Below are 22,260 nucleotides of genomic sequence, written 5' to 3'. Positions count from 1 at the left end.
TTGGTGTGGCTTTACTAAAAAGAATTCTTAAGCAGGCCAAAATCGCCAGGGACAAATGGCTTGAAACAAATTAATATTGTTATTTTCACTCCCCCACAAACTCCGACAGCCCGTCCTCCAGGGAAACTTGCGGGACAAAACCCAGTGTTTTTGCAGCGCTGATGTCGGCCACGCTATTGATGGTGACTGTTGGAGTATTGATTTTATGTATGTGCAGGCATGTCCGATTATTAGAGGAGGGTGTGTAAATCTGATTTTTCCGGGAATATAGGAGATAATGCCCTCTCATCGATATAATATTGATGTATTCAATTACATTGGATAGAAATTTGTACTTATGGCATACATTGCAGACGGAGTGGTTTCCTTTCAAAAAATATATATAAGAACCATTTCAATATTGGATTACTGAAGTGTGGCCCCATAAATTTTTATGATTCATGAGAGGAGGTATATTTAGTGAGTAATTATCCCACACCACAAGAAAAACAGCGCCTTATTGAAAACTTCAAACAGAGATTGAAAAACCGGGCTTCACAACAAAATGAATTAAAAAAAGAGTTGACCCATATAGACGTAGAAGATCTCTTAAAGCCAATTACTATTTAACCATACACTTTTTCTGAGGGCATGTATGAAAGTGTACCCATTTTCATCGACAGGCGATCAACTCTTTGATATAATGGGTACATCAGACCCCAGCAGCTATCTGTTAAGATATCTGGATATCTGAATGCAAACACCGTTGTCATAGAAGAAGATTATATCGATAAAGATTATCTAATAGACTATGCCAACTATTATGCACGTTCATTCAAAGATTATAAGAAAAAGACTACACGACTACACTTTTTTACTAATTGTTTCAGTGAGAATGATTTTAGAGTGGGGTGTAGTACCTAAAAAGAGATATATTTAAATAATCACAAACCAATTTTCAATTATGTCAGAAGTGATCGACTCTGTAGAGATTGTGCATGAATTAAAAGCAATAAGGGAAGATCTTGATTTCATCAAAAGTCATATGATAGATATAGATTCAATTATGACGGAAGATGACAATCTGTCTTTGAATCAATACAGGTCTGAGAAGAGGGCTGGTACACTTATCTCCCACGAGGAACTAAAAAAAGAATTAGGATTATAATGTTTGATATAAATTATTCCAGGCAGGCTGCCAAATTCTTAAGGTCCCTTGACAACACCGATCTATCCAGAATGTTGAAAAAATTGAAAAACTGAAACATCACCCCATATTACATGATTCTAAAACTGTAATAGGGTATAACGAAAAACTGTATAGGGTCCGGGTTGGAAATTATCGAATATTATATGAAGTTAACTATAAGGACAACTTAATTGGAATTATCAAAATCCACAAACGTTCGAGGGTATACTGAAATTAATATCTTTTTAATGCTGCAAGGATGTCTTCTTTATCAAGTTGGGGATAATTTTCCAGAATATCATCGTATGTCCAGTTATTTCCCAGAAGTTCAATGACAAAATCTACCGATATCCTGGTCCCTTTGATTACAGGTTTGCCTGCGCAGATTTCGTGACTGATCGTTATCCTATCATTGGAGGGCATATTAATCCACTTCACCGTTTGACCGTAACAACTCGATATAATCTTCTTCGGACATTGGACAATTGAGCAAATCTTCAATTTGTTGTTTTGATTGTAATTTGAGTTGCTTTTTAATTGCAGATATCAGGCTTGGTCCATATTCTTTTTTCCCATGGCTGATACGGGTCTTGATATGAGTCCTTTTTCCATTATAGTAGAGCCAGAAATATTCGTGGTGGGTATGTTCAACCTGAAAGCCTTTTGATAAAAGAGCTTTTTCAATATCCCGGGGTTTAAAAACAGCCACCTGTAACACCATCAATCTCTACTTCAGTTACAAGTTTGAGAAGATTTTCTTTTATCTGCTGTGCTTTTGTGGTAAGATTGGAATCCGGCTCCCTGGAATAGACTTCCCATATAACAAAAAATTCTTCCCGGAAGGAGGCTATTAGCTCGTCCATATCAGATGCAACAAGGAATATATCCAGATCTCTGTTTTCCCCTTCCCATAACTCATCAACAAAATTGATATCCAATCCAAGCGGCCTGAGGAGTTTGAATTTGTGATTATCCCATTCTATTTCATTGAATAATATAGGGCTTGGCTGAGAAGCGAATAGGTCTTCTTCAATATTCAAAGATGAACTGACCTGCCTCCACGTCGATTTATAGATATTGCCATATGCAAGGGCTTTCTCAATTATTATTGGAGAATCGGCTGAATTCGGTTCCTGAAATACAAAATCGGTATTATGCAGACTCTGTGATTCGGACCGGCCCAGCATATCCATTGAATCATACATTTTTAGAACAGTGTCTGGATCAAGACTTTCTGTTGAACCCGGGGAAGGCAGGTACGTTTCACTCATTGACTAACTCCTCCAGCACTCTTCGGGATTCAGCCATTGCTTCACCATGCATTTTTATTATGTTCTCAATATCTGAATTATCATTTAGTCCATAATGAAAATTGAAATCGGCCTTTATTTTTTCATTAATATCCGGCTGGATAATTAACTTTACTGTGAACCCACTGAATTCGTATTTGATTATACCGCCAAGCTGGAAATTTTCCGAAAACAGAGATTCAAGCTTGTCGCCGGGACAATATATCTTCTGTAAGATGGAGGTTTCATATTCTAGCTCATATCCAAAGTTGAATCCAACTGCTTTGTATGGCGTTTCAGGAAGATAGCGAACGTATGACAGGATTTTTTCACAAAGAGAGTTTACCTCTTTAATAAAATTCTTTTTTATCCCCAGTTGAAGGCGGTCAGGATCTACGAAAAAGGAGAAACGTTCGGTTTCCACAACTGATAAGGCAGGGGTGTGTGTAAAAGATTTAATGCTGTCTGTCAAAATTCCTCTCTGCGACAACCAATCCCTGGAGACGATTGAAGGATTATGGTTTTTGGCTAAAAGAACAATATTTGCTCCGATTAAGGAAATGTCATGGATTCACCCCTTTCTCGTAAAAGTCATTGCCATGATATATAGCCATTTTGATATATATGTATGCTGCACTTCCCCAAAGAAAGAAGGGTACTGGCTTTGCCTCATTCCCCCGCAAATTCGGCCAGCCCCTCTTCCAGGGAAACTTGCGGGGTAAATCCCAGTGTTCTTGCAGCGCTTATATCGGCTACACTGTGGCGGATGTCACCGGTTCGGGCGTCTTGGTATTCTAATGGCAGGTTACTGTCAAAGACGTTTTGTACAATTTCAGCCAGCCTGTTGACTGAAGTTTGTTTGCCAGTACCGGCATTGAAAACTTTGCCGATGGCTTCGTCCTTTTCAACCAGCAGTTCTACCAAATCCACGATGTCGTGTACGGAGATAAAATCACGGGTCTGTTCTCCGTCACCAAAGATTATCGGTGACTGCCCGGCTTTGACCTTCTCCATGAATTTGGTGATGACGCCGGAATAGGGATTAGAAGGGTCCTGGCGGGGACTATAGATGTTAAAGGGGCGCAGCACTGAAACGGGGAGGTTGAAGGCGCGGTGATACATCAGAGCGTATTGTTCCCCTGTGAGTTTGCTGACTCCGTAGGGAGAGAGGGGTTGTGTGGGATGGTTTTCATCGATGGGAGTGTATATGGTGTCGCCGTAGACTGCGGCGGAGCTGAAATAGACGAAGCGTTTTAAGTTGGTCTGGCGGGCTGCCTCGAGCAAGTTGAGAGTACCTAGGATATTGTTCTCACAGTCAAACATTGGTTGTTCCATGGAACGGTTGACATCTATCTGGGCGGCGGTATGGATGACGACATCGGTCTGCTCGACCAGCCGCACCGCTTCCGGACCCTGAATATCCCCGACTACCAGCTGTACCCCTGCGGGTACTTCATGTCGGCAGGGAGAAGAAGTATTGTCCAGGACGATTATCTTGTTGTCAGTGCAGAAGCGGTCGGTCAGATACGAGCCGACCTGGCCGAGGCCGCCGGTGATGAGGATTGTTTGGGAGTGCATGGATATTTGATGGCGGCTGTTTGGATATTAATTTTATGTATGTGCAGGGGATACATTAGATCTTACCATTGATAATACAGGAGCCATTGACGCCCGGTCCAATGTGACAGTTCATTTGGGTAACAATGATCTTGGAACCCAGCAGACGGCAGTTAATGTCGGGGAGCAATCGGTGCTTACATACACCCTTCCCGAAAACCTGTCCACAGCAACGTTTGGTCTGTATGTGCTCTGTGAAGAAGCAAATAGCGAACGTGTCCTGACATTTTCAAAATCGATCCCAGTATCAGGTCTGGAATACAGTCTTGAACTGCAACCCCAAACCGTAAAACCCGGACAAAACCTCACAGCAAATGTTTCGAATACAGGAACTATTGCTCTGTCGGGAGATTATGAACTTAGCATCTATGATGGATACAGTCTTATTGAAGGTTCCAGCGGACAACTGTCTGCAATTGCTCCCGGGGAAACTGGATTATTAGAACTGGAAGTACCCTCCGATCAGGCCAGTGGCACGTATACATTCGTTTTTGAACTGACAGATCAACTGGGTGCAACAGATAGTAAGAGAGTATCAATCTATATCCCGGACGCAAGCTTTGAAATGACTCTGGATGCTGCTGAATATCTCCAGGGCGACTCAATAGGGGTAACTGCCAATATCTCAAATATTGAGAATGGCAGTTTTATAATGAGCCTCTTTGACGGGCAGGATAACACAATCGCCACATCTCCTCCAGAGGTGCACAATGCATCCAGCGGTTCTGTGAATTTGACGTTCGGTATCCCTGAAGGTATTATGTCAGGCCATTACGTTTTGTTTGTGGAAGTTAAAGATCAATCCAGTGGTTTGAGTAATTCCACCTCTCAATCACTAACGATAGATGGGATAACCATTGAGCCACATATCGAGACTTCAAATACAAAATATCTCGAGGACGATACCATCAATTATGAGGTGCATTTGAACCACAGCGGTACATTGCCCCAGGGAGATGCATACATCAAGGCATACCTGCAGGAGGATATGGGCTCGTCCGGGGAATTTATTCTGGAAACCAATTTTAGTCCATACCCACTAAGAGGAGATAGTGATGTTATTGTAAATCTAAATTACAACGTGCTCAATATATACGATATTTCATCTCGAGACTGGACTGAAATCGAAGTGCCGGTTGAAAATTGGCAAGACGATGTAACGCTCACCGCAGACCATATCTGGATTGCCTCGGATGGCGAGCTGATCGGTATTGATAAAAATACAGGAGATATATCGATATTCAATGAATCAAACAGTGACTATAACGAATCCAGCGTTTCATTGATTGAAGGCCACAACGGGGATATATGGGCCTTTGGTGGCGGAGGTGTCTCGGTATACAGTATCTCTGATGGATTGAGCACAGCGAGCATCAATAGCCCGGATATAAGCGATCCAGAAGATATCACGGTTTTTGAAGAAATAGTTGCTGTTATTGATTCGTCAGGCACGATCCATGAATACAATTACATGTCCGATAAAGTCCTAACTTATGAGACGGGACTTACTGATTGGAATGGTCTTGAATTTGAGTACAATCAGGGAATTTACTGGGTGCTCAAGACTGGTGGGTCAGAGCTTTATAGATATAATCCTGCAACTGAGGAAACTTCAGGTCCCGAAGAAAGTCTGGAAGGTACATGGGGATTAGCCAGTGCGGGTGAAACTCTATATGCCGTTGCAGACTGGCTATACATCTTCGATGAGCAAACCTGGAACAAATACACCGGAGATATGATAGTGGAAGATGCCTGGATAGATGGAATAGAAAGCGCTGATGAGAATGTACTGGTATACGGTCAATCTGGTCACAATGAAATCTACGAATTTGATGAACACGATGAATTCGGAGGCTGGATTACTTCCCTGAGCGGGCAGGGAAGACAACTTGTCATGGATAAAACCGTGCAGTTTGCAGACTTCTCCGCTGAAGGCACATGGCAGGATACCTATATCTCAGACAGAAGCGGACAACTGACCTTTGAAGTTGAGGCTGTAACCGATTTAAAACAGATAACCGATCAAGCCAAAACGTCGGTTGATGTCTATGAAAGGGACGTATCCGTTGCCCTGTCCACGGCAAAGGAATATTACAGACCTGATGAGCCGATCAACGCCACAGTCCGTGTCTCAAACAATGCACCAGCCACGTTTGAAAGCGAACTTGTATCTTCTATAGATGAAAATGAGATTGGAAAGCAAAATCTGAATATTGAATCTGGAGTTAGCCACAAATTCGAGATCCCGGTTTCCAATCTACCTGCAGGTAATCACACCCTGAATGTAAGTGTGGGAGATGATGTTGTTAGCAGGGATATCGTGGTGGAAAGTCCGCAAATTGAGGTCAGTATGAATGTACCGGAGGTTGTAAGCAGTAAACCTTTCACCGTGGAACTCTTTGCAAACAATCCGGGCAATGTATCGGCCAAGACGGGTGTCACTGTAACAAATCTCAGTATCGAGGAGGAGTTTGATTTAATCCTGGCGCCGGGTACTTCGAAGTATCTGGCATTGAATACAACGGTTTTGAGCAACACTACCGTTGTGGCCGAATTTACGGGAGATATCAATACCAGATTGACAGAAGACATTGAGTTCGGTGAACGGGCGCATATAGATACCCAATGCCAGGCCATCTACAGACCGGGTACGGTGGAGATACCGGTTAATGTCACCAATACCGGGCAATACAAAACCGATTTCAATGTCTCGTTTTCGGTAAATGATACGACACATCTGCACAAATCCTACATATTGGGTATAAACCAGAGTGTGGACGATGTCCTGGTCTTTGATCTGGCTGCAGGAGATTATAATTTGAGTGCAGATACAACGGGCCAGATCCCGGTTGAATTTGAAAAAGTTGCTTTCCAGGTGTGCCAGACCACAGGATTTGAACTTGGGAAGCCGGAGGTTGTCTCAGGTAATCTCAGTTTCATGGTAAATCTAAGCAATAAACAATCCCTGCTTCCCTTTAACGGGACTGTTGAGATAATTACGGATTTCTATGAATCCGCTGAGCAGGTCAATCTCTCTGCACTGGAAAACACCAGTATCGGGCACAATATATCCCTGCCGGAACTCACGCCCGGCAATTACACATTGCAGGCACAATTGCTTGAGAGCCAGGAAACAATCCAAGTTGTAAATTCGACTTTCACAATACAGGCACCTGAATTTACGGTTGCACCTTCTTTGAATAAACAAAACGTGCAGCCGGGTGAAATACTCAAATACAATTTCACGGTCTCGAATAAAGGATCTATTGGCGCAATGGCGGATATGTATCTGGATGTTCCGGGAATATATGAGGATACATTGACTTCCTGGATTGCCTCAGGGGACAGCCATAACTTCTCGTTTTCTTTCAAGGCACCGGATGATCTTGCAGAAGGTTATTATCCGTTGTACTACGGGCTTGCAGAAGACAACCTGACCGAAAGCAGGTTCTATCTGGAAGGGGCCAATGTGACGGTCAACTCCTGGCTGGATAAGAGAGCCTATCTGCCCGGAGAAAATGCAACCCTTACCATGCAGGTCAAGAATAATGGTAATTATCCCCTGGATCTCTATAGCAGGGTCAAGTATTTTGATCTTGATAATGTGCACGAGTTTACGGTGGATAAGAACAGTACCAATACCTTTACCGTGGATATCCCGATCCCTCAGACCGATAACAAGGTGTTTATCAGTGTCTATCTGGATGCACCTGAAGGTGACGAGGATTCAGGACGCTCGCTGTATATTAATTCGGATTACATCCATGACAGTAGGGATGTGAACGGGCTCAGGATTAGTACAGAGAGACAGGCGTATGAGGCAGGAGAGACTGTGGTGATGAATGTCAATGTGAGCCGTGCCGATAATCTGGCCTTGACAGGTCCAGGGCTGGATTACAATGGATATATTGCAGGCAATACCACGATTGATTTTGAGGTGCCCAATGTACTCTCTGGAGTGTATCGGTATGAGATTATGTATGGAGATGCGACCGGGCAATATCTGTTAGACATACACGGGTTTGACCTGATCGTGAAGGCTGCACAGGTTGGACCGGGACAAGGAGGTGAGTAAATCATGCAGATGATTTTTAACAGAGAAGGGGTTTTTAGAGCGGCGAGGCTGCTTCTATTAACCTCTTTTATTTTGATTTTTCTGACGCCTTCGTTTTCGCTGGCCTCAGATGATACCTATTTCTCGGGAGACAATATCACGGTTGATCTGGAGATTGATGCAAATCAGGAAACACCGGCACAGCTACAGCTGATGATCTATAATCCAGAAAATAAACTCATTGGAAATGCAACCCATGAGTTTGGGCTTGAAAAGGGAGAGAATCTGGTGAATTATACCATGCTGTTTGTTACTGATACGGATGGTTTGCATTATCTCAGGTATGATATTTTTGCAGATCTGGATGGAGGCTGGACCCTGGTTCAAAGCAGTACCCAGTATTTTGACGGACAGATCAATGATCCACCCCTGATTGAGATTATTTCTCCGACGGAAGATGGTGTGTATGCTCTGGATGAGGATATTCTGTTCTCGGCAAACGTGTCTGATCCGGAAAGTCATTCTTTCAGTGTTGCATGGATATCCAATGTCAGCGGAATTATTGGCAATGGTACATCCCTTTATGCCAGTCTTGATGAAGGTATGCATCTGATCAATGTAACAGCCGAGGATGAGAGGGGTGCTGCAAGTGATCGGAGTGTTCTCATACAGGTTGTAGAATCTGCAGATGACCAGGAGGATGGTGTGTCCGCAGGTACGGGAGGCGGAGGTACAGGTTCTGCTACAATAGTTACTGATACTTCGCTTACAGAGGATACTGTATCTGCAGGTGACGGGGATGGCACTGTATCTCCAGGTGATGAGGAGGATATCCCTGAGGATGAAAGCCCGGTTGGTCCTGAGCAGGAGGAAGAGGCAAGTTTTCTGCCCGGTTTTGGAGCCGTTCTTGTGGTGATTGGGCTTTTGTGTGCTGCGAGGTTTAAGGGGAAGTAATGTATGCCGGGAGGGAGAACTTCCGGTATGCTTTTATTTATTGGTGTTGGGTTTGGTGCTTCTGTTTCAAAAAGGATGAATTATATTTGGTGTATATATGTATTTCAGAACGTATCGGATATCAGAATTCGGCTAGCCAAGCAATTTTATACTATTGATGATATGTATGTCATAATAATTATATAGGATGCGTTCTATCCCTCAAATAATATTTCACAAGGTGATATATATTAACATAGTTTCATTTAATACAATAGCGGTGATTTTCTGACCACAGTGGCTGCTATCCTGCCGGCACTTGATGAGGAGATTGCCATTGGAAGTATGGTGCTCCTTGTGGCAGAATGGAGGCACTAATTATGCCAACCATAGCTGCAATGCCCGCTTACAATGAAGCCAAATCCATTCATGATATAGTAGTGGATTGTAAGAAATATGTGGATACTGTCCTTGTAATTGATGATGGAAGCAGTGACAATACAGCCGAAGTGGCAGAATCCGCCGGTGCATATGTTGTCCAGCATCCAAAAAACATGGGGTATGGTGCGGCAATAAAAAGTTGCTTTGAAACGGCACGTAGTCTCAATGCAAAACGAATGGTCATCATCGATTCGGATGGCCAGCATGACCCTGCTGAAATTCCCAAATTGCTCAAACCTCTTGAAAGAGGTGTTGATGTCGTGCTTGGATCCCGTTTCATAGATGGTACTTCAGAAGGGATTCCAGTCTACCGTAAAGTAGGAATGAAAGTTCTTGATCTTGCAACCAATACAGTGGGTGGCATGAATGTCACTGATTCCCAGTGTGGATTCAGGGCCTACGGTAAAAAAGCCATCCAGAACATAAGAATCAACAGCGATTCCATGTCTGCAGGCTCAGAGATCCTCATGGAGATTGCAGACAACAACCTTCGATATGAAGAGGTCCAGGTAAACTGCAGTTATGATGTAGAAGATTCATCGACCCAGAACCCGGTAAGTCACGGAGTTGGGGTTTTAATTGCTATCTTAAAAGACATGGAATTCAGAAGGCCCCTGTATTATTTCACTCTCCCTGGAGCACTTATGGCGGGAACGGGATTATTCATGGGCCTGAAATTCCTGCAGGAGTTCTACCATGGAGAACCTTTAAGTTTTGGGCCTACTTTGCTGATGATGTTACTGACCATCTTGGGGATGTTCATGACGTTTACTGGGATAATATTGCATGCGATTGCACGGATGATGAGAAGATTAGAGGTTGCATAAATTCATATTATATCTATAGGGTGTTAAACATGATAGGAATAATTCTTGGAACGCGGCCTGAAATCATTAAAATGTCCCCGATTATCAGGTATTGTGAAAAAAACAATATTGATCATTTTGTCTTACATACAGGTCAACATTATTCTTATGAGATGGATAAAATCTTTTTTGACATGCTAAATCTCCCACAACCCCTGTATAATCTGGATGTGGGTTCCGGCACCCATGCTGCTCAAACTGGAAAAATTATGGAAGGTATTGAAAATATCCTGTTAGAAGAAAAACCCGAAATGATTATTGTTCAAGGTGACACAAATACTGTTCTTGCAGGGAGTCTAACCGCCTCAAAACTAAACATAAAAGTGGGTCATGTAGAGGCTGGTCTTAGAAGTTTTGATAGAACAATGCCAGAAGAAATTAACCGTGTCGTTTCAGACCATATTGCTGATTATTTATTTGCACCTACTGAAATCTCAAAAAAACAATTGTTAAAGGAAAATATTGATGCAAATAAAGTCTTTGTTACAGGTAACACCATCGTAGATGCAGTGCAGCAAAATCTGAAAATTGCTTCTAAAAAAACAAACGTATTGGACGGATTTGGTTTATCTCCTAAAAATTATGTACTTGTAACAAGCCATCGAGCCGAAAACGTGGACAGCAAAAATCGATTGGCAAATATTCTCAGCGGTTTAAAATTAGTTAAAGAAGAATTTTCAGTTCCAATTGTATTTCCTATACATCCAAGAACTGAAAAGATGATACAGAAATTTGGCTTATCCATGGAAGGCATCAATACAATAAAGCCACAGGGTTTTCTTGAATTTTTACAGCTCGAAGCAAATGCAAAAATTGTACTTACCGACTCGGGTGGAATTCAAGAAGAAACATGTATTTTGGGAGTACCTTGTGTAACATTAAGAGAAAATACAGAGCGTCCAGAAACATTAAATGTGAAGTCTAATGTATTGGCAGGCGTGGATTCGTCTGAAATTCTTAGATGTACTACTGAAATGCTTTCGAGAAACAGTAACTGGGAAAATCCTTATGGTGATGGAAAAGCCGCTGAAAAAATCGTAAGTATATGTACATAATATTAATCAAATTGATTTATGAGGAATTAAAATGGAAACTCAGAATATTCTGGTAACTGGAGGGGCAGGATTCATTGGAACAAACCTTGTCAATGAATTGCAAAGCAGAGGACATAACGTACTTGCTGTTGATCTTTATAATACTAGACGCAATGATTACATTCGAGCAGATGTTCGTAATTATCGGCAACTTGAAAATGTATTTGAGAATAACAATTTTGATTATGTTTATCATTTAGCTGCAGAGTATGGTCGCTGGAACGGAGAAGATTATTATGAAAATCTCTGGCAGACCAATATGATTGGCACCAAGAACATACTCAGATTACAGGAAAAATTGGATTTCCGTATGATCTTCTATTCCAGTGCAGAGGTATATGGTGATTACAATGGAAAAATGTCTGAGGATGTAATGACAAATAATCCTATAAAAGATACCTATCAGATGAACGATTACGCCATCACCAAATGGGCAGGCGAATTAATGTGCATGAACTCTGCCAAGATGTTTGGTACAGAAACTGTGCGTGTCAGACCTGTTAACTGTTATGGACCACACGAGCATTATACACCTTACAGAGGATTTATCCCGAAATTCATTTATCATGCTCTTTTCAACAAGCCCTATACTGTGTATAAAGGTCACAAAAGAATTATCGATTTTGTAGAAGATTCCTGTAACACCTGGGCCAATATTGTTGATAACTTCATTCCTGGAGAGGCTTACAATGTTGCTGGAAGGCCTGAGTGGGAAAAGGATATCAAAACTTATTCAGATATAATCCTTGATGCAGTTGGGATAGATGATTCGATTGTAAATTATGAAGAAGCAGAACAATTTACGACCAAAGTAAAGACAATTGATTGCTCAAAAGCGATCAGAGACCTCAATCATGATCCAAAAGTATCTCCAGAAGAAGGAATTAAGAAAACAGTTGAATGGATGAAAGATTATTACAGGTTGGAGTGAATAGCATGCGTGATTATTCTGCAGATTACAAAGGAAGTACTATACTCGTTACAGGCGGGGCAGGAGCAGTTGGAGGAAATCTTTGCCGAAAACTTTCGGAAATGGGTGCTGAGAAAGTTATTATTCTAGATGATCTCTCATCATCCTATGAATGGAATATCCCAAAAGCAGATAACGTGAATTTTATAGAGGGAGATATTCTTGATGATGAAATGCTGAAAAGGGTATTCAAAGAACAGCCCGATTATGTATTCCACCTGGCAGCTCATTTTGCAAACCAGAATTCTGTTGACAATCCGGAAAAGGATCTCAATGTCAATGGGCTTGGAATCCTGAAAGTTCTCCAGTATGCCCAACTTGTGGATGTAGAAAGGTTTGTATATTCTTCCTCCGGTTGTGGGGTCTATGGACTAGAATCAAAGATGCCTTTTGAAGAGCATGATGTTTCCATAAATCTTCATACACCATATCAGGTCACCAAATTGCTTGGCGAATTATATACAAACTATTTCCAGAATCTGTACGATCTTCCAATTGTCAATGCCCGTTTCTTTAATTCTTATGGACCAGGAGAAGTGCCCGGAAGATACAGAAATGTAATTCCGAATTTCTTCTACTGGGCAATGAATGGAATACCTCTTCCAATTACCGGAGAAGGAGCCGAAACAAGAGACTGGACCTATGTGGGAGATATTGTGAATGGCTTAGTTGCTATGGGAGTAGAAGAAAAAGCAATAGGAGAAGCCTTCAACCTTGGTTCAGGAAAGGACCATCAAGTTATAGAAATGGCAAACATTGTCAATGACCTGACCGGCAATGAAGCCGGCATTATATATAAAGAGCGTAGAAATTGGGATGTTAAAACCAAATTACTTTCCTGTGTAGATAAAGCCAATAATACACTTGATTATGAACCACAGATGAAATTTAAAGATGGTCTTGAACATGTTCACAATTGGTTTGAAAATAACTGGGACAATATTCAAAAGAGTGCTGAATTTTAATGATTCACACTCTCATAAAACCATTAGTAGAAACTAAATATAAGTTATTTATAATTCAAGGTACGATATGATGAAAATTCTTATGGTTGTAGCGAACTTCGTTCCTGAAATTGGAAGCGCTGCTCATGTTTATTATGATCTTGCAAAGGCATTTGTAAAAAGAGGTCATGAAGTGGATGTCCTGACCTCTTATCCAAGAGAATATAATCTACATGAAAAAGATGTGGGTACCAGTTTCCCTATCAATGAATCTCTTGAAGGTATTAATGTTCATCGTTGCAAGCATCCCTCAAATAGAGATAATATAGTTGTAAGGGGTTTTGAGCATTTCTATATCCCATATTATTATTTCAATCACTATAAAAAAATGGAGAAAAAATTTGACGCTTGCCTAATGTACATTCCTCCTTTACCCTTATATTACTTGGCAAAAAAGATAAAAAAATATGATGGTACCCCTTCAGTTCTAAACTTCCAGGATTTTCATCCTCAAGAGCTTACTGATGTAGGAATTTTAAAAAATCCTCTGTTAATTAAAATAATGGAACATATAGAAAGAGCTGCTTATAAAAATGCAGATCATATTACTGTATTGTCAGAGGGAGGAGTTGATTATGTTGTAAACAGAGGGGGAGATCCTGATAAAATAACTCATATTTATAATGGTACTTTAGTTACAGATATTGATAACTATGCTATCAAAAAAGATTTTAAAATAAAGAAAGGAATAAAAGACAAATGTCTGATATCCTATGCAGGAATTTTATCTCCATTTCAAAAAATTGATGACATTCTTGATGTTGCAAAATTATTGGTTGATTATCGTGACATTATATTTTACATTGTAGGTGATGGAATGAGTAAAGAACATCTCAAAAATAGAATTGAAACAGAAAAAATCTACAATGTAGAATTATTACCTTTTCAGGAACGAGAAGAATATTTTAACATAATTAATTCTTCAGATGTATCCTTAATATTACTAGACGAAAGAATGAAAGCACCTTGCTTACCTGGAAAAACTATCAATTTAATGGCCAGTAAAAAGCCAGTAATTGCAATTGTCAATAAGGATACAGAATCTGCTAATATTATCAATGAATCTCAATGTGGCTGTGTTGTGGAACCCAACAATATAGATTATTTTAAAAATATAGTATTGTTTCTTAAGAAAAACAAAAGTATGCAAGAAAAATAGGGGAGAAATGGGAGAATATTTTTTGAAAAGAATATGAATCTTATGAATAATATTTTTTTCTATGAATATATATTAGAGAATCTATGCATCCATAATTAAATGTTTAAACATCCACCGTGTTGCTATGAGTATAAAATTATTAACACCTTTGATCTAAAAATATTTAGTGATAACATGAATATAATCATCGGAAGTTTGCAATATAGTCCAATCTATAAATCACATTGTTGTGCACTTGGCAAACAAAGTGAAAAACGCGGCCATTCAGTCACATACCTATTCAGTGAAGAGTATAAATGGATGCTACCCGAAGAAATAAAGAAAAAAGCCGTATTTGTTGGCAATTCAAAAAATATCATATCTACCATAATAGATGGATTAAATATTAAACATAAACAAAAGTTGAACAAAATCTTCCTAAAGGAAAAACCAGATTTTGTTTACATGCATAATTTCCATCCTTTCCTTAATTATAAAGTTGCGAAATTATCACAAAAGTATAAAGTTACTTTCATACAACACGTCCATGAACCTTATGTTGAAAATAAGCAGGCATACGAGGGTTTTAAGCCATACTGGCTATATTTATTTGAGTATGCTCAAGAAAAAGCACTGGAGAAAACTAATATTGCTGTGATGTCTTCAGTAAAAGCTATGCAACTTTTTAAAAAACGTTACCCAAAATTCCTAGGCGAAAAAAAATATATTCCTCTTATATACGAAGATTTAGGTAATGATTCCAACAGTATAGGCAATCGAAAATATATTACATTTATAGGACCGCCAGTAGCCGCCAAAGGTCCAGAAATATTTTTAAAAATCGCTGAATATTCACGACAACACAATTTAAAGCTAAACTTTATATTAATTTCACGTTTACAAATAACTGATTCTCGGTATTACAAATGGAAAAATTTGAAAGTATATCATAAAGAAAAGATTAGTGATGAAGAAATTGCCAATTATCTCCGACAAAGTATCATGACAATCACACCTTACAAGATTGCAACACAAAGTTCAGTAGTGCTAACTTCTTATATGTATGGCACACCTGTCCTATCAAGCAATATTGAAGGACTGTCAGAAACAGTTTCTCATCTAAAAACAGGATATCTTGTAGATAATAATTCAGATATAAAAGAGTGGATCAAAGGTGCCCTTTTCATAAAAGATAATTTAGACATGATGTCTAAAAATTGTAGAATTTATTTCAATAATGAATTTTCAGAAATAAATTGGCCAAAATATTTTAAGGAACTGTTGGGTTGAAGATATGAGTCAAAAATTAAGAATTTGTGAAATCGGTCCTGGAGACGAGAAAAAGATGAAGGATTCTATTGGAATCGATATCAGAAAAACAAAAGAAACCAACATTATTGGTGATGCCCATGACATGCCTTTCAAAAATGATTGTTTTGATTATGTTTGTAGCAGTCATGTAATTGAACATTTTTCACACTGTGAAGTTGATAACGTACTGAGCGAATGGACGAGAATACTAAAACCAGAAGGTACTTTAGAAATTCTCTGTCCAGACCTCCGGGCAAGGTCATTACTTTTTGCTTTAAAACCATCATGGGGAAATATACAAAATATCTATGGAGGACAAGACTACTCTGCAAATTATCATAAATCTGGGTTTTCATATAAATTACTAAAGAATCTTCTCGAAAAACAAGGAATTACACAAATAAAACGAATCAGAGATGGCTATAAAGGAATTCCATTTATTCCAAACTGCCTTCATGTAAAAGGTATAAAAAGAAACAATTATAGCTATAAATAATAAACCTATACAAGCAGGGGGAGTTATATGAAAATATTACAGATCGTTTCCACACCACCTTTCGCGTGGGCAACAGGAGGGTGTGCCAGAGTTGTATATGAATTATCAAAACAATTGGTAAAGCATGGCCATGAAGTTACTATGCTAACTACAGACTTATATGAACCTAACAATCGATATGTCGCAGGCAATAATCCTGAATATGTAGAAGGGATTCGGATTTTTAGATTTAAATATATTAGTGATAATTTAGCTTGGAAAAAAGGAATCTACATATCTCCAAAAATATCAACATATTTAAAAGAAAACTTAAATGAATACGACATTGTTCATTTGCAAGACCTCATTTCATTCCAAGCTGTTATGACAGCTAAATATTGCAAATATCATAAAATGCCATACATTCTTACAACACATGGGTCTGTTCCAAAGGTTTGCCAAAAAAAAGGCTTGATTGGAGCATATAATTTCTTTTTTAGCCATAAAATATTAAGGAATGCACAAAAAATTATTGCTCTTTCAGACGCAGAAATGTGCCAATATCAACACAGTCAAATCAATAAAAGTCAAATTATAAAAATCCCTAATGGTATTAATACTGAGATGTTTGAAACTTTGCCAGTAAAGGGAAAATTTCGATACAAATATAATATAAATAAGAAGTATATGATACTGTTTTTGGGCCGTATCCATAAAAGAAAAGGCATCGATTATTTGATACAATCGTTCTTTGAATTTGAAAAAGAAACAAATAATGCGGTTTTAGTAATAATAGGTAATGATGATGGATACATGACAGAAATGAAAATATTGGTAAATATGTTGGGTTTGAATAATAAAGTCGAAATAATTGGATATGTAAATGATGACGATAAAATATCAGCATATGTTGATGCAGATGTAGTAGTATACCCCGCTACATTAGAAATATTTGGTTTGGTGCCATTTGAAGCGATTTTGAGTGGAACACCAGTAATTGTGGCAGATGATTGTGGGTGTGGAGAATTAATAAGGGATGCTAATTGTGGATATTTAGTAAAATATGGAAATGTGAGAGAATTAAAAGAAAATATGAAAAATGCTATTGAAAACCCTGAAGAAGCACTAAAAATGGTTGAAAGAGGTAAAGCTTACATCGAAGATAACTTGACATGGAAGCAAATTGCGTCAAAAGTAGAAAAAGTTTATGAAAACAATAATTTCAATCAATTAAAGGTGTAAAAATGAAAATTCTTTTTTTGGCTCCAGGGCTTCTATATTCCCAAAAACGTCCATTTGAAAAATTTAAACAACTTGGAACAGAATCAGAAATATATGGAATTTCAAAAGAACTTGCAAAAATTGGACATGATGTTTATGTGATAGGACGTTTCAGAGAATTAAGCAAAACTGGACATGAAATAATTGAAGGAGTGAAGTTTATCGATATTAAAATGCCGCATCTCAAAGATGAAATCATATATGAAACTGGTTCATTATTATTATATTCAAAGCTAGCAATGAAAACTATTAAAAATATAAATCCAGATATCATTAATTTGAATGACCGCTTTTCTGCCTATTTCGTTTCTAAATTAAATATTCCAATGACCTTTGTAACACATAACCCTGATGCAATGGAATTTTACAAAGATTTCTCTCTAGAAAATAATTTTTTAAACAAATATTTCTTTCCATTTAAGAAGAAAATAGAGGAAGAAGTTCTTTCTAGATCAAACATGATTATTGCACTTAATAGTGATATTCAAAATTATTTGTATAAAAAAGGTTTCACAAATATATCATTAATCCCAAATGGAATAGATGCAAACAAATATAGAAATGAAGGAGATGATAACTATATTTTATTTGCTGGAAGATATAATAAAGTTAAAGGAATTGAATATTTACTTCAGTCTTTTTTGCGTATTCACCAAAATTTTAGTACCACCCTGTTACTTGTCGGATCTGGTACCGAAGAAGAAAGTATAAAAAAATTTACGACAACAAACAATATGGAGCATAAGGTTAAATTTGTATCTACATTAGACAAAATAGAATTAAGAGAATGTTTATCAAAATGTTCACTCTTTGTTTTACCATCATTATTCGAATGCATGCCTGTAACTTTATTAGAAGCAATGGCCTCTGGAAAAACAGTGATTGCAAGTGACATAGCTGGTCCAAATGATATTATAAAACATGGACATAATGGATTCTTATTTGAAAAACAAAATACAAATGAACTAAAAAAATTACTTGAACTTTGTCTATCAGATAAAAAATTAAGAGAAAAAATTGGTACAAATGCAAGGACAACAATAGAAGAAAAATATACATTTAAGCAAGTTGCACAACAATATATTGATAATTATGAACATATTTTTAAAATGAATGGAAACATTGCCCCTTAATATTAACGGTGATATTATGAAAATATTAATGCTTTGCCACAATGTTCCAAGTCCTTATAGAGGGGATACTCTCAGGCCATTTAATTTAATAAAATTCTTATCTAAAAAATATAATTATAAAATCACATTATTGTGTTTTAAAAAAAAAGGATCCCAGACTCGAGAATGTGAACATACGTTAAAGAAATATTGCCATGTAATTCCACCAGTTGAAATCAAAAATAGAAATGGTTTTATTAGCACAATAATGCATACAATAAAAAATACACTATGTTTACAGAATATTTTATCCGGCAATATTAGTTTTTTGAATTACTATTACTCAGCTAAAATTCAAGATGAAATAAATAAACTGTTAAAAACTGAGAATTTTGATGCTATATATACAGATGGCGGAATGGCTCATTATGTATATAATAATAAATTACCAAAAATTGTAGAACCATTAGACGCCATATCTGAAAATACTTATGAATTATTTTTGAATGAAAATAACAGATTGAAAAAGATGATGCATTGGATGCAATATATTAAAGCCAAAAATCGTGAAAGGCAATACCAACAAAAATTTAATTATTGTAATGTAGTTACCCAAAAAGATAAGAGAATATTGCAACCTCAATTTCAAATTTCAAATGTTGAAGTTGTCCCAAATGGAGTTGATCTTTCATATTTTAAACCTCTTGATATTCAAGAAGATTTTCCTTCTTTGATATTTATAGGAGTTATGAATACTTCAAAAAACATAAATTCAATGCATTATTTTTACAACAATGTTTATCCGCGGATACTAAAAATAAATCCTAATGTTAAATTGTATATTGTAGGTGCAAATCCTTCTAAAGAAATCTTACAACTATCTTCTAATAATATAATTGTGACAGGATATGTTGACGATATAAGAAAATATCTAGCAAAATCAACGATTGTAATAGTTCCTATGAAAGAAGGAACAGGTATCAAAAACAAAGTATTAGAAGCAATGGCAATGCGAAAACCAGTTGTCACAACATCTATTGGTGCAATGGGAATAGAAATTATCCCTAATGAAAACATAGTTATTGCAGATGAACCAGATAAATTCGCTACAAATATTATAGAACTTCTTGCAGATGAAAGATTAAGAAAAAATATAGCAAATAATGGTAGAAAACTTGTTGAAAGCAGATATTCATGGGAAATAGTGGCAGATGAAATAAATGCACAATATGAAAGGATAGTGCATTAAGATGAAAATTAAAAATTTTTTTCAGATAAATAACTGGGGGGTTCAGAAATTTTGTGGGGTAATTTTAGCAATTCAACTTGCTTTATTGGGTTCCATAGCATTAGATGAAATTGGTTTAAAGTTTCCAATCTTAAGGCAAATCATAGGTTTCATCTATCTAGCATTTATACCTGGCATTGTCGGTATGAGAATTTTCAAATTACACAAAATTGACATTGTTGAAATGTTTTCATACACTATTGGATTGAGTATTGCAATTCTGTTATTTACGGGATTGTTTATGAATACATTCTATCCTCTAATAGGAATTTCCGAACCAATTTCATTGATGCCTTTGATAATTACTATAAGCGGAATAGTATTGATATTATGTGCAACGATTTATCTGAGAGATAAAGACCATTCTGAATCACCTCTAATAGAATCAAAGGATGTGCCTGTAGTACCCGTATTGTTTTTAACTTTAGTCCCTTTTTTGTCCATATTTGGAACATATTTGATGAATTATTACAATAATAATATTATTTTAATATTGTTAATTTTTTTAGTTTCAGTGATCGTGGTATTAATAGGATTCAATCAGTTTATTCCAAATAGACTATACCCATTAACTGTTTTTGTGATATCTATCTCTCTTTTATACCATACTTCGTTGATTTCAATGTATATATCGGGATGGGACATCCAGTTAGAATATTATTTAGCTAATAATGTAATAAAAAGCATGTCATGGGATCCAACAATTTATTCTACAGTCAATGGTATGCTTTCCATAGTACTGCTTGCACCAATTTATTCAAATGTGTGCGATATAAGTCTAAAATGGGTATTCAAAATAGTTTATCCGTTTCTATTTTCTTTTGTTCCTCTTACTTTATATAGAATATTTCAAAAACAAACTAGCAATAAAATCGCTTTTCTATCCATATTTTTTTTCATGTCATTCTTTGCCTTTTATTTAGCACTTATTGAATTGGCAAGACAGCAAATAGCAGAAATATTTTTTGTTTTAATAGTACTATTAATAATTGACAAAAATATGTATCAAATAAAAAAATCAATTTTGTTCATAATTTTTTCTTTTTCACTTATCATTTCTCATTATGGTTTATCTTATATATTCATGATATCACTCGTGATAGTGTGGGTTTTATTATATCTTGTGCAATACAAAAATAAAAATACAATTAAAAATATATCACTAACTTTTATTTTACTATATGTTGTATTTGCTATATCATGGTACATGTATGTCACAAAATCTTCTGCATTCAATGTTGTTGTGTTATTAGGAAAACAAATTTTAAGTTCATTTATTACCGATTTTTTGAAACCAGAAACATCACAAGGAATGAACTATGTAATTATGAAAACCGTATCTCCACTACATGAAATAAATAAATATCTTCATTTATCAGCTCAACTCTCCATTGTAGTCGGCATATTTGCATCATGGTTTAAACTTATAAAAATAAAATTTAAAAAAGAATATATTTTCTTCTCTTTAGTTAACCTTATGATATTATTTGCGGCTATAGCAGTCCCATTTTTTTCAAGCTCATTAAATACTATAAGACTTTACCATATCGCACTTATTATCTTATCTCCGTATTGTATTGTTGGTGCTATCATTATTTACAATATTCCTAGAAATATTTTTCATCAATCATGGAATATACAATACAATCGAAATGTACTACCAGCTATATCCATTTTTCTTGCTATATTTTTATTATTTAACAGCGGACTTGTTTTTGAAGTTGCAAAAGATAACCCTGGATCTTTTTCACTAAATAGCTCTCTAGATGGGCCGCACTTCAATGAGCAAGAATTTTCAGGTGCTAAATGGTTATATGAAGTAAAAAATAATAATGTAATATATGCCGATTTATACAGAACTCTACTGTTGGATAGTTTTGATTGGAAATCATGTGAAAATATCCAAATGGATATAAGTGAAATTCCCGATGAATCTTACATATATTTTGGATCTTTAAATACCGTAGAAAATAAAATCACGATTTTAAAGAAAGAAGGTTCAAGTAGTATGTTGGAATACATTAGTTCAGAAGCCGTAATTAATAATCAAAATAAGATTTATGCAAATGGCAATTCAGAAGTACATAAATGACAATCGACATCCTTAAGTGGCATATTTTACACATAAATTAGAGAATTTTTTTGTCAATCTATTACGCATAAACATATAAAAAATACAATTATTAACCCAAGTTTGACAGTATCCACTCCTTGCTGAA

22 protein-coding genes are annotated in these 22,260 nt (G+C 36.8%); 17 read left to right on the top strand and 5 right to left on the bottom strand.

What is annotated here, in order from left to right; genetic code table 11:
- The first annotated feature begins 459 nt into the window (after positions 1-459).
- The 3 genes from CP947_RS10595 to CP947_RS11070 all read left to right on the top strand — a co-directional run bounded on the left by CP947_RS10595 (position 460) and on the right by CP947_RS11070 (position 1,400).
- The gene (locus CP947_RS10595) at positions 460-609 is read left to right on the top strand and encodes a hypothetical protein (RefSeq protein ID WP_164909087.1); all 150 of its coding nucleotides are present in this window, start codon (positions 460-462) and stop codon (positions 607-609) included.
- Between the two features lie 334 nt (positions 610-943).
- Entirely contained in the window at positions 944-1,147 is a 204-nt protein-coding gene (locus CP947_RS08830; RefSeq protein WP_096712837.1) for a hypothetical protein, read from the top strand.
- A 64-nt stretch (positions 1,148-1,211) separates the two neighbouring features.
- A complete protein-coding gene (locus CP947_RS11070; protein ID WP_096712841.1) occupies positions 1,212-1,400 on the top strand; it encodes a type II toxin-antitoxin system RelE family toxin in 189 nt (62 codons plus the stop codon).
- Positions 1,401-1,402: 2 nt separating this feature from the next.
- Here the strand turns inward: CP947_RS11070 and CP947_RS08820 are convergent, their stop codons facing one another.
- From CP947_RS08820 to CP947_RS08800, 5 genes are all read right to left on the bottom strand, one after another.
- Entirely contained in the window at positions 1,403-1,591 is a 189-nt protein-coding gene (locus tag CP947_RS08820; protein ID WP_096712836.1) for a DUF433 domain-containing protein, read from the bottom strand.
- Position 1,592: 1 nt separating this feature from the next.
- Positions 1,593-1,877 (bottom strand): type II toxin-antitoxin system HicA family toxin, encoded by a 285-nt coding sequence (locus CP947_RS08815; protein ID WP_096712835.1) that lies wholly within the window; start codon positions 1,875-1,877, stop codon positions 1,593-1,595.
- On the bottom strand, positions 1,864-2,439 hold the full coding sequence (locus CP947_RS08810) for a hypothetical protein (protein ID WP_096712834.1): 576 nt from the start codon (positions 2,437-2,439) through the stop codon (positions 1,864-1,866). Before CP947_RS08810 ends, CP947_RS08815 begins: the two co-directional genes overlap by 14 nt.
- Positions 2,432-2,929 carry a hypothetical protein gene (locus tag CP947_RS08805; protein WP_096712833.1) on the bottom strand — a complete coding sequence of 166 codons (498 nt, stop codon included), beginning with the start codon at positions 2,927-2,929 and terminating at the stop codon, positions 2,432-2,434. The genes CP947_RS08810 and CP947_RS08805 overlap by 8 nt, the downstream gene beginning before the upstream one ends.
- A 197-nt stretch (positions 2,930-3,126) precedes the next feature.
- Entirely contained in the window at positions 3,127-3,981 is an 855-nt protein-coding gene (locus tag CP947_RS08800; RefSeq protein WP_243641556.1) for a GDP-mannose 4,6-dehydratase, read from the bottom strand.
- Here CP947_RS08800 and CP947_RS10820 point away from each other — a divergent pair.
- The 14 genes from CP947_RS10820 (at position 3,913) to CP947_RS08730 (ending at position 22,133) form a co-directional block, all read left to right on the top strand.
- Positions 3,913-4,107, top strand: a complete 195-nt coding sequence (locus CP947_RS10820; RefSeq protein ID WP_243641571.1) for a hypothetical protein — start codon at positions 3,913-3,915, stop codon at positions 4,105-4,107. The two genes, CP947_RS08800 and CP947_RS10820, sit on opposite strands and share 69 nt — an antisense overlap.
- Before the next feature lie 31 nt (positions 4,108-4,138).
- Entirely contained in the window at positions 4,139-8,149 is a 4,011-nt protein-coding gene (locus CP947_RS08795; RefSeq protein ID WP_132130901.1) for a hypothetical protein, read from the top strand.
- A 3-nt stretch (positions 8,150-8,152) separates the two neighbouring features.
- On the top strand, positions 8,153-9,082 hold the full coding sequence (locus CP947_RS08790) for a hypothetical protein (protein ID WP_096712830.1): 930 nt from the start codon (positions 8,153-8,155) through the stop codon (positions 9,080-9,082).
- A 359-nt stretch (positions 9,083-9,441) separates the two neighbouring features.
- Positions 9,442-10,329 carry a glycosyltransferase family 2 protein gene (locus CP947_RS08780; RefSeq protein WP_341539137.1) on the top strand — a complete coding sequence of 296 codons (888 nt, stop codon included), beginning with the start codon at positions 9,442-9,444 and terminating at the stop codon, positions 10,327-10,329.
- 29 nt (positions 10,330-10,358) lie between these two features.
- Positions 10,359-11,423, top strand: coding sequence for a non-hydrolyzing UDP-N-acetylglucosamine 2-epimerase (gene wecB / locus CP947_RS08775; protein WP_096712828.1), 1,065 nt, complete (start codon positions 10,359-10,361; stop codon positions 11,421-11,423).
- A 31-nt stretch (positions 11,424-11,454) separates the two neighbouring features.
- Complete coding sequence (locus CP947_RS08770; RefSeq protein ID WP_096712827.1) at positions 11,455-12,393, top strand: NAD-dependent epimerase/dehydratase family protein; 939 nt, start codon at positions 11,455-11,457, stop codon at positions 12,391-12,393.
- Between the two features lie 5 nt (positions 12,394-12,398).
- Complete coding sequence (locus CP947_RS08765) at positions 12,399-13,397, top strand: NAD-dependent epimerase/dehydratase family protein (protein WP_096712826.1); 999 nt, start codon at positions 12,399-12,401, stop codon at positions 13,395-13,397.
- 67 nt (positions 13,398-13,464) lie between these two features.
- Complete coding sequence (locus CP947_RS08760) at positions 13,465-14,595, top strand: glycosyltransferase family 4 protein (RefSeq protein WP_096712825.1); 1,131 nt, start codon at positions 13,465-13,467, stop codon at positions 14,593-14,595.
- A gap of 174 nt (positions 14,596-14,769) precedes the next feature.
- Entirely contained in the window at positions 14,770-15,864 is a 1,095-nt protein-coding gene (locus CP947_RS08755; RefSeq protein WP_165868966.1) for a glycosyltransferase, read from the top strand.
- 4 nt (positions 15,865-15,868) lie between these two features.
- Positions 15,869-16,381 (top strand): class I SAM-dependent methyltransferase, encoded by a 513-nt coding sequence (locus CP947_RS08750; protein ID WP_096712823.1) that lies wholly within the window; start codon positions 15,869-15,871, stop codon positions 16,379-16,381.
- 27 nt (positions 16,382-16,408) lie between these two features.
- The gene (locus CP947_RS08745; RefSeq protein ID WP_096712822.1) at positions 16,409-17,602 is read left to right on the top strand and encodes a glycosyltransferase; all 1,194 of its coding nucleotides are present in this window, start codon (positions 16,409-16,411) and stop codon (positions 17,600-17,602) included.
- Positions 17,603-17,604: 2 nt separating this feature from the next.
- Positions 17,605-18,774 (top strand): glycosyltransferase family 4 protein, encoded by a 1,170-nt coding sequence (locus CP947_RS08740; RefSeq protein ID WP_096712821.1) that lies wholly within the window; start codon positions 17,605-17,607, stop codon positions 18,772-18,774.
- Positions 18,755-20,002 (top strand): glycosyltransferase family 4 protein, encoded by a 1,248-nt coding sequence (locus CP947_RS08735; RefSeq protein ID WP_096712820.1) that lies wholly within the window; start codon positions 18,755-18,757, stop codon positions 20,000-20,002. The genes CP947_RS08740 and CP947_RS08735 overlap by 20 nt, the downstream gene beginning before the upstream one ends.
- A gap of 1 nt (position 20,003) precedes the next feature.
- Positions 20,004-22,133: a DUF2206 domain-containing protein gene (locus CP947_RS08730; protein WP_096712819.1), complete on the top strand. Its 2,130-nt coding sequence runs from the start codon at positions 20,004-20,006 to the stop codon at positions 22,131-22,133.
- Positions 22,134-22,260 lie beyond the last annotated feature (127 nt).

Origin of the sequence: Methanohalophilus euhalobius, assembly GCF_900215215.1 — an archaeon.
Lineage (GTDB): Archaea > Halobacteriota > Methanosarcinia > Methanosarcinales > Methanosarcinaceae > Methanohalophilus > Methanohalophilus euhalobius.
Note: the sequence above shows the minus strand (reverse complement) of the source record. Positions and strands in the feature narration are given on the sequence as shown.

What these genes read in the sequence shown, in the direction of transcription:
- CP947_RS08830 (WP_096712837.1), top strand. Translation starts at nt 944, where the DNA reads ATGTCAGAAGTGATCGACTCTGTAGAGATTGTGCATGAATTAAAAGCA.
- CP947_RS08765 (WP_096712826.1), top strand. Translation starts at nt 12,399, where the DNA reads ATGCGTGATTATTCTGCAGATTACAAAGGAAGTACTATACTCGTTACA.
- CP947_RS08760 (WP_096712825.1), top strand. Translation starts at nt 13,465, where the DNA reads ATGATGAAAATTCTTATGGTTGTAGCGAACTTCGTTCCTGAAATTGGA.
- CP947_RS08780 (WP_341539137.1), top strand. Translation starts at nt 9,442, where the DNA reads ATGCCAACCATAGCTGCAATGCCCGCTTACAATGAAGCCAAATCCATT.
- CP947_RS08820 (WP_096712836.1), bottom strand. Translation starts at nt 1,591, where the DNA reads ATGCCCTCCAATGATAGGATAACGATCAGTCACGAAATCTGCGCAGGC.
- CP947_RS10820 (WP_243641571.1), top strand. Translation starts at nt 3,913, where the DNA reads ATGTCGGCAGGGAGAAGAAGTATTGTCCAGGACGATTATCTTGTTGTC.
- CP947_RS08735 (WP_096712820.1), top strand. Translation starts at nt 18,755, where the DNA reads ATGGAAACATTGCCCCTTAATATTAACGGTGATATTATGAAAATATTA.
- CP947_RS08745 (WP_096712822.1), top strand. Translation starts at nt 16,409, where the DNA reads ATGAAAATATTACAGATCGTTTCCACACCACCTTTCGCGTGGGCAACA.
- CP947_RS08750 (WP_096712823.1), top strand. Translation starts at nt 15,869, where the DNA reads ATGAGTCAAAAATTAAGAATTTGTGAAATCGGTCCTGGAGACGAGAAA.
- CP947_RS08740 (WP_096712821.1), top strand. Translation starts at nt 17,605, where the DNA reads ATGAAAATTCTTTTTTTGGCTCCAGGGCTTCTATATTCCCAAAAACGT.
- CP947_RS08790 (WP_096712830.1), top strand. Translation starts at nt 8,153, where the DNA reads ATGCAGATGATTTTTAACAGAGAAGGGGTTTTTAGAGCGGCGAGGCTG.
- CP947_RS08770 (WP_096712827.1), top strand. Translation starts at nt 11,455, where the DNA reads ATGGAAACTCAGAATATTCTGGTAACTGGAGGGGCAGGATTCATTGGA.
- CP947_RS08730 (WP_096712819.1), top strand. Translation starts at nt 20,004, where the DNA reads ATGAAAATTAAAAATTTTTTTCAGATAAATAACTGGGGGGTTCAGAAA.
- CP947_RS08755 (WP_165868966.1), top strand. Translation starts at nt 14,770, where the DNA reads ATGAATATAATCATCGGAAGTTTGCAATATAGTCCAATCTATAAATCA.
- CP947_RS08810 (WP_096712834.1), bottom strand. Translation starts at nt 2,439, where the DNA reads ATGAGTGAAACGTACCTGCCTTCCCCGGGTTCAACAGAAAGTCTTGAT.
- wecB (WP_096712828.1), top strand. Translation starts at nt 10,359, where the DNA reads ATGATAGGAATAATTCTTGGAACGCGGCCTGAAATCATTAAAATGTCC.